Consider the following 8,667-nt stretch of genomic DNA (forward strand, 5'->3'; position numbering starts at 1 on the left):
GGTGGCGCACCGAGCTCGGCGGTGACCGTCCCGGCGATCTCGTCCTGACGGGCCACGAGCACGTCCCGCAGCGCGGCGATCCGCGCGGCGCGTTCGGCGGGCGGGGTCGCGGCCCAGCCCGGGAAGGCCGCGCGGGCGGCGCGCACGGCGGTGTCGACGTCCTCGGCGGTGCCCGCGGGGACGTGGCCGATCACCTGCTCGTCGGCCGGGTCGACGACGGCGATCGTCTCGCCGCTCGCTGCGGCCCGCCAGGCGCCGCCGATGTACATCCCCTCGTGGGCCTTCATGGCTCTCCTCCGGTACCGCGTGTGTGTCGCCGCTCTTCCTGGACACCCAAACTAGCGGTGATAGTTTTCGGGCGCCAGGGACCGGCCGGAGACCCCTGTCACGCCGCCGGTAATTCCTCAGTAACGGCGGCTTCCTAGCGTGCGAACTCCCCCGTACCGTTCCCGGAGGAGTGCCCCCGATGCACCTGCCCCGACCGCCCCGGCGCAGAGCCGCCGCATGGGCGGCGGCCGCGTTCACCGCGACCGCTCTGGCCGTCGGCGTCCCGCCGGCCGCCGCCGACACCCCGTCCGCAGCCGCCACGGCGAAGATCGACTCGGCGCTTGACAAGGCCGTCGCCAAGGGTGGCGACGCGACGTTCTTCGTCGTCCTCAAGGACGAGGCGGACCTGTCCGGCGCGAGGAAGGCCACGACGCACGCCGCGAAGGCGAAGGCCGCCTACAAGGAGCTGCGCGCCCACGCCGACGACAGCCAGACCGCGCTGAGATCCTTCCTCGACCGGAAGAAGGTCGGCCACAAGGACTACTGGATCGCCAACACGATCCAGGTCACCGGCGACAAGGCCCTCGTCGACGAGCTCGCCGAGCGCTCGGACGTGGCGTCGGTCGTCAAGCGGAGTTCGTTCAAGCTCGACGACGACGAGACCTCCGACAAGAAGGTCACCCGGTCACGCGCCGCGTCGGCGAGGACCGGCTCCTCCGCCGAAGGCGACGACACTCCCGTGTGGGGCGTCTCCGACATCAAGGCCGACCAGGTCTGGGACCGGTACAAGGACCGCGGCGAGGGCATCGTCGTCGCCAGCGTCGACTCGGGTGTGCAGTACGACCACCCGGACCTCGTCGCCAACTACCGTGGCAACAACGGCGACGGCACGTTCACGAACGACTACAACTTCTACGACCCGTCGGGCACGTGCGCCACCAGCACCACCCCGTGCGACAACGCCGGCCACGGCACCCACACCATGGGCACGATGGTCGGCAAGAACGGCATCGGTGTCGCACCGGACGCGAAGTGGATCGCCGCCAAGGGCTGCGCCGGCGAGACGTGCTACAACGACGACCTGCTCGCCGCCGGCCAGTGGATCCTCGCGCCGACCGACCACAACGGGCAGAACCCGCGCCCGGACCTCGCCCCGAACATCGTCAACAACTCCTGGGGCGACCCCACCGGCGTCGACCCCTTCTACCAGGACATCCTGGACGCCTGGGACGCCGCGGGCATCTTCGAGGCCTTCGCGGCCGGCAACGAGGGCGACGGCGTGACCTGTTCGACGACGCACCCGCCGGGCTCGCAGTCCTCGTCCTACGCCGTGGGCGCGTACGACTCCACCGGCACGATCGCCCACTTCTCCAGCTTCGGCCCCTCCCCGATCGACGGTTCGGCCAAGCCGAACATCTCGGCGCCGGGCGTAGCCGTCGAGTCCGCGTGGCCCGGCTCGTCGTACAACACCATCGACGGCACGTCGATGGCGACACCGCACGTCGCGGGCGCCGTGGCACTCCTGTGGTCGGCGGCCCCCTCGCTGATCGGCGACATCGACGAGACCCGCAAGCTGCTCGGCGAGGGCGCGCGCGACGTCGACGACACCCACTGCGGCGGCACCGCCGGCATGAACAACGTGTGGGGCGAGGGCAAGCTCGACGCCCTCGCCTCCGTCGACAGGTCGCCGCACACCGCCGCCACCGTCAGCGGCACGGTCACCGACAAGGCGACCGGCGCGGCGCTGGCGAACATCACCCTCACGGCCACCGACGCCGCCGGCTCCGTGCGCACGGTCAGGACCGGGGCCGACGGCACCTACCGTCTGCCGCTGACCCCGGGCACGTACTCCTTCGCCTTCAGCGGCTACGGCTACGCGAACAGCTCGGTCACCGGTGTCGCCCTCACCGCCGGCCAGGCCTTCACGCAGGACATCGCGCTGACCGCGGTCGCCTCGCACCAGGTCTCCGGCACCGTCCTCGACGTCTCCGGCAAGGCACTGGCGGGCGCGAAGGTCGAACTGAACGGCTCGCCGCTCGACTCCGTCACCACCGACGCCAAGGGCCGTTACACCTTCGCCGAGGTCTCCGAGGGGTCCTTCACCCTGACGGTGAAGCCCGCCGCCCCGGTTCTGTGCAACGGCGTCTTCACCGGCACCGCCGCCGTCGGCTCCGCCGACCTGACGAAGAACGTCCGGGTCCCGAACCGCACGGACAGCTCCGGCAACTCCTGCGCCCCGGCCGCCTACGCGTGGATCGCGGGCTCCAAGAAGGTCGCCCTGTCCGGTGACGAGGACTCCGCCCGGGTCGCGCTGCCCTTCTCGGTGAAGCTGTACGGCGTCGCGTACTCCTCGGCCTCGGTCACCACCGACGGCCTGGTCAACTTCCTGTCCTCGCGCGTCGGCGACTACGGCAACACCGCTCTGCCGACGACCGGCCCGAACGGTGTGAAGGGCATCGTCGCCCCGCTGTGGGACGACCTCACCCTCGACAAGAAGTCCTCGGTGCAGACCGCCACCACCGGCACCAAGGGCAGCCGCACGTTCGCCATCGTGTGGAACAACGCCGCCTACGCGAACGGCACATCGGGCCGCGCCACCTTCGAGGCCGTCTTCGACGAGGCCACCGGCGCCGTGACCCTGCAGTACCGGTCCGTCGCGGACAAGGGCGCGAGTGCCACCGTCGGCATCGCCGACCAGTCCGGCACCGACGCCCTCCAGTACGCGTACAACGAGTCCGTGATCGCCGGCGGCACCGCCGTCCGCTTCACGCAGGGAGCCAAGTGATGAGATCCCACCACGCGCCGCGGGCGCTCGCGCTCGCCTCCGGTCTGGTCGCGGCCGGTCTGTGCCTGACCGCCGTGCCGCAGGCCAGGGCCGACGGCGACAGCGGTTCGGCGATGAAGCTGACCTCCGCCGAGGCGAAGAAGCTCGCCGCCCACGTGACCCTCGACCCGAACGTCAGGGCCGAGGACACCCCCGGCACGAAGAAGGACGCCGCCTCCGCCCCGGAAGCCTCGGCCCCGGAAGTCTCCGCTTCCGGCAGCGTCTCCGCCGACCCGACCACCCCGGTCACCGTGACCCCGAAGGGCACGCTGGAAGGCGTGCGCGGCATGGGCGCCACGGTGCCGGCCGGCAAGAACGGCGACCACTACTCCGTCAACAGCATGGGCTACGTGCAGCTGCACGCCGCCGACGGCAGGACGAAGTGGGCCCGCACCACCAGCTCGTTCTTCACGGACTGGCAGGTCAAGCCGCTCCAGGTGTGGCGGACCGAGCCGTACCCGGCGCAGATCCTGATGGGCTACAACGCGGTCTCGCCGTTCTCGCCGAACTCCGACTCCGGCTACTCGACCGGCGACCTCACCGGCGACGGCGTGCCGGACATCGCGTTCACCGCATCGGTGGGCATCGAGGACCCGCGCTCCTTCACGTCCCCCGGATCGGACCTCAACTCCGGCACGTTCGTGACCGTCCTCGACGGCAGGAGCGGCGCCACCGTGTGGTCGAAGCTGTACGACTACGCCTCCATGGTGAAGATCGTCGACGGCACGCTGCTGATCGCCGACGCGCCCCGGATGGGCATCGACAGGAACATCCCGGCCGATGCCACGCTCACCCTGACCGGCCTGACGTTCACGTCCGGATCGGACGGCAGGCTGACCCCGGCCACGTCGTGGACGTACGACTCGAAGGAGACCCGCTTCGCGAACTGGGGCGACCTCCAGGACCTCGGCAAGGGCAAGGTCGCTGTCTCCTGGAACCTGCGGAAGGGCGACGGTGTCGCGGCGCGCGGCCGCACCCTGGTGCTCGACGCCGCCGACGGCTCCGTCACCTGGCAGACCGACAGCATGCTGTACAACCGCCAGATGCGCCTGGACTCCGGGCGCAGGCGGATCGTCGCGATCGAGCAGTCGGACGCCACGGACGCGGTGCACTACGAGGTCGCCGCCTACGACCTGAAGACCGGTCACCGCACCACGCTGCAGGGCCGGGACAACGTCGTGCCCACCGCCCTCGCGGTCGGAGACCTCGGCGGGAAGGCCGGCGACGAGTACGCGGTCGCCGAGTCCTCGTTCGACGAGAACTTCCTTGTCAGCGCCAACACCGTCCGGGTCGTGAACGGCGACAGCGCGGACAGGCTCCGGTGGTCCCACACGGTCAAGCGGGACGACGACGACGGCGACAGCGCGGCCAACACCTTCGGCCTTTCGGTGGCCGCCGGCAAGCTGGTCTCCGCCGGCCAGGACAACGACAACTTCGACGTGCCCGAGAACCGGGGCGGCACCCGCTACGCGTCGCTGACGGTGTTCTCCGCCAAGGGCGCCGTCGCCTGGCAGTCCAAGGGCGTCGCGGGCACGGCGATGTACACGGACATCTACAGCGACACGGCGGGCACGCACGTCCGCGTGATCGACCCGGGCGAGAACATCCGCACGTTCAAGCTCGCGAACGGCAAGGCGGAGAAGGTCACGCCGCTGCAAGGTGACGTCTCGCACGCGGCGAGCGCCGACCTGGACAAGGACGGCAAGAACGACCTGATCATGGGCGGTTCGTCGAACGGCCTGTGGGCCTACTCGGGGCCGTCCATGGTGAACGGCGCCAAGCCCGAGAAGCTGTGGCAGGCCACGCTGCCGGGCGCGGTCCACGACATCGAGACCGGCGACGTCGACGGCGACGGCAGGCCCGAGATCGTCGTCGCGGCCGACACCGCCACGGTCGTCCTCAACGGGAAGACCGGCAAGACGCTCGCCACCATCGACGGCGGCGGCCAGTACATCCACACGGCCGAGCTGGCCGACCTGGACGGCGACGGCGAGCAGGACATCCTCGTCCCGGCCGACGCGCTGCGGGCCTACCACGGCGACGGCCACGCCCTGTGGACGTACCACGCCCCCGAGGACGCGGGTGACGTGCAGTTCGCCGACCCCTCGGTGAACGACGGCCGGGTGTACGCCTCGTACGCCAGTGCCGGTGCGGTCGACCTGACCGATCCGGTGACGAGCGCCGTCGCGCTCGACGCCAAGACCGGCAAGGCCCGCTGGTCGGCAGCGCCGAAGGCGCCGGCCGACGCCACCAGCGCCATCCGCACCCTCACCCCGAACGAGGGCGTCTTCGCCTCCGAGGAGATCCCCTACGCCGACGGCCACGCGGTGGCCTACGTGTGGAACGTCGACGCACCCCTCAAGGTCGACGGCACCACCGTGATCACCTCGCAGAATGTCTTCGAGATCCGCGACGGGCGCACCGGCGAGGTCGTCCATACGTCGATGTCCGGCGGACTGTGGACGCACACCAGCTTCTTCGCCGAGGACGGAGCGCTGTACGAGGGCGGGGTCGCCTCGTTCCGACGGTTCCGCGCGAACGGCGACGACACGGTGCAGGGCGTGTTCCCGACCTCGCACGGCGGCGGTTTCCTCACCGGTCCCGGCGGGCGCCGGCTGCTGGCCGCCGGGACGGAGGGCGGGCTGTACCTGTGGGACCCGAGCATCCTCGAGTCCGACGACACCTGGGCCCCCGAGGTCGGCAAGTCCCCCACCCTCATGGGCGCCCGCAACCTCTTCACGGGCGACCTCGACGGGGACGGCGTCGACGAGGTCGTGTCCCTCAACAACGACCTGGGCGGCTACGACCGTCTCGTCGGCCTGTTCGGCGGCGGGGTCTACTCGGACGACCACGCCATCCACCAGGTGACCGCCTACAAGCTGTCCTGATCTGTCAGCGTGACGAACTGACGGTCTGATGTCCCGTGCAGCCGGACCCCCTGGGCCTCGCCCAGGGGGTCCTCCGCTCGCTCGGTTACAGTTGCGCCCTCATGGACGAGCAGCAGACCGACAGTTCACTTTCGGCCACCCCGCTGCTGCGTCTGCACCTTTTCGGCGGTTTCGCGGTGACGCGTGACGGCGGTCCCGCCCCCGCCGACCGCTGGAGTCGGCCCAGCGCCCGGACCCTCGTCAAACTGCTCGCCGTCACACCCGACCACCAGCTCCACCGCGAGCAGGCCATGGACGTCTGCTGGCCGGACGCCGACCGGCACTCCGCGACCGGCAGTCTGCGGGTCGCCCTGCACGCCGCACGCCGCGCCCTGGAACCCGAACTCGCACCGCGCGCCAGTTCCTCGTACCTGATATCCGACGGCGCGCTGCTGCGTCTGGATCCGGCCACCGTACGCATCGACGCCGACGAGGCGGAGTCGGCGGCGCGGGCCGCGCTCGCCTCCGGGGAACCCGGTGAACTGGCCGCCGCCCTGGACCTGTTCAGCGGTGAGCTGCTGCCCGAGGACCGGTACGCGGACTGGGCGCAGGCCCGCCGCGAACGGCTCGTCGCCCTGCGCGAGGAGGTGCTGCTCGCGCAGGCCGCCGCGCACCTGGCGCAAGGCTCCCACGCCGAGGCGGTCGCCACGGCCGAGCGGATCCTGGTCTCCAGCCCCGCCGAGGAGGCCGCCCACCGGATCCTGATGGAGGCGTACCTGCGCCAGAGGCTGCGGCGGCTCGCGGTGCGCCAGTACCACGCGTGCCGGGCGGCGCTCGACGCCGACCTGGGCGTACGGCCCGGCCCCGAGACCGAGCGGCTGCACCGGCTCGCGCTCACCGACTCCCCCGCGCCGGCCGTCACCGCGCCGACGCTGCCCGCCCCGCTGCGCGCGCCCGCGGAGGGCCCGCTGCGCGGGCGTGACAACGTTCTCCTGCGGCTGCTCACCCCGGCCGGGCCACCGGTCACCCTGCTCACCGGCGAGGCGGGCGTCGGCAAGACGAGCCTGGCCGGCGAGGCGGCGCGGCGGGCCGCCGCGGACGGGACCGCCGTGCTGTGGGGCGGCGGGCACGACGCCGAGGGGCACACCCCGTACGGGGCGTTCGCGGAGGCGCTGGACGGCTGGCTGGCCGAATGGGACGCCGGGCAACGGGCGCACGCGGGGGCCGAGTACCCCGAACTGGCCGCGTTCCTGCCCTCGCTCGGGCGGGTGCGTGCCGGCCGGGAGCGCGGCCCGGAGGAGGAGCGCGATCTGCTGTTCCGGGCGACGTACGGGCTGCTCGGCGAACTCGCCGCGCAACAACCGGTGTTGGTGGTCCTGGACGATCTGCACGCCGCCGACGAGGGCTCGTACCAGCTGCTGAGCCATCTGGCGCGCCGGGTCGCGGCCGGCGGGACCGCCCTGCGCTTCCTGGCCACCTACCGCGAGGAGGAGCTGCCCGAGGGCGATCCGCGCCGCTCGGCGGTCGCGGCGTTGCTGCGCGGGCGGCTCGCCGCGCGCGAGGAAGTGGCCCGCCTGGACCGGGAGGCGTGCCTGGCGGTCGTACGGGACGCGGGCGCGTCCGGCGACCGGGTCGACCGGGTCTGGGAACTCTCCCTGGGCAACCCGCTGTTCGCCCTGGAACTCGCGCACGGCAGCACCGAGTCCGTCGCCGCCGGCCGCCAGGCCCCGGACGGGGTACGGGAGTTGGTGGGCGAGCGGCTCGGACGGCTGGACCGCGACACCCGCCGGGTCGTCGAGGCGCTGTCCGTCACCGGTGGCGAGAGCGCGCTCGCCGAGCTGCTCGACGTCGCCGCGCACGGGCTGAGGCCCGCGCTCGACGCGGACGCGGCGGCCGACGCTCTGGAGCGCGCGATCGCCGCCTCGCTCATCGAGGAACGCCAGGTCGTGGTCGCGGGCCGCGCCCAGGAAGGGCTCGCCTTCCGCCATCCGCTGGTCCGCCTCACGTGCTACGAGCAGCTGACCGCGGTACGCCGTCGGCAGCTGCACGCCGCGTTCGCGCAGACCGTGCTGCGCCGCCGCCCCGACGCGGTCGACACGCTCGCCTCGCACTTCGCGCGCGCCGACGACCCGCGCGCCGCCGAGTACCTGCGTCGGGCGGCGGAGCGCGCCGCCGCCGTCTACGCCAACGACACCGCCGACCGCTACTACCGCGACCTCGTCGCCCGGCTCGACGTGGACGCGGCACGGGCGCGTCTCGCGCACGCCCAGGTCCTGCGTCGCATGGGCCAGTTCGCGGCGGCGGCGGAGGTGCTGCGGCGGGCGCTCTGCGAGTTCGCGCGGCGCGGCGACCACGACGACACCGTGCTCGCGGCGGCCCGGCTCGCGGAGACCCTCGTCAAGGCCGAGGACGCGGAGGCCGCCCTGCGGGTGCTCGCCGCGCACCCGCCCGCCGAGGACACCGCGCCCGAGCCGACCGCGTCGCACCACCTCGCGCGGGCGGTCGCGCTCGGTGTCCAGGGGCGGTACGCGGACGGCTACGCGGCGGCCCGGCAGGCGCTCGCGCCCACGCTGCGGGTGCCCGGGGTGACCGGCCAGGGGCTCCTGGCACGCTGCCACTGCGGGCAGGCCACGAACCTGGCGCTCGCGGGCCGCTTCAACGAGGCCCGTGAGGCCGCCGACCTGGCGCTCGCCCCCGCCCGGGCGTACG

At 72.7% G+C, this 8,667-nt stretch carries 4 protein-coding genes; 3 read left to right on the forward strand and 1 reads right to left on the reverse strand.

What is annotated here, in order from left to right; genetic code table 11:
• A partial coding sequence (locus tag GTW43_RS02190) for an aldehyde dehydrogenase family protein (RefSeq protein ID WP_161299837.1) occupies window positions 1–287 on the reverse strand: 287 nt, incomplete at its 3' end.
• A gap of 179 nt (window positions 288–466) precedes the next feature.
• On the opposite strand from GTW43_RS02190, the gene GTW43_RS02195 reads away from it, so the two are divergent.
• From GTW43_RS02195 to GTW43_RS02205, 3 genes are all read left to right on the forward strand, one after another.
• Entirely contained in the window at window positions 467–3,052 is a 2,586-nt protein-coding gene (locus GTW43_RS02195; RefSeq protein WP_161299838.1) for a S8 family serine peptidase, read from the forward strand.
• A complete protein-coding gene (locus GTW43_RS02200; protein ID WP_161299839.1) occupies window positions 3,052–5,979 on the forward strand; it encodes a VCBS repeat-containing protein in 2,928 nt (975 codons plus the stop codon). The genes GTW43_RS02195 and GTW43_RS02200 overlap by 1 nt, the downstream gene beginning before the upstream one ends.
• Window positions 5,980–6,080: 101 nt before the next feature.
• Window positions 6,081–8,667 (forward strand): AAA family ATPase (locus tag GTW43_RS02205; protein WP_161299840.1); only part of this gene is annotated, 2,587 nt, incomplete at its 3' end.

It is taken from the genome of Streptomyces sp. SID5785 (genome assembly GCF_009870065.1).
GTDB lineage: Bacteria > Actinomycetota > Actinomycetes > Streptomycetales > Streptomycetaceae > Streptomyces.

Coding starts and splice junctions, on each gene's coding strand:
- GTW43_RS02200 (WP_161299839.1), top strand. CDS start 3,052: ATGAGATCCCACCACGCGCCGCGGGCGCTCGCGCTCGCCTCCGGTCTG.
- GTW43_RS02195 (WP_161299838.1), top strand. CDS start 467: ATGCACCTGCCCCGACCGCCCCGGCGCAGAGCCGCCGCATGGGCGGCG.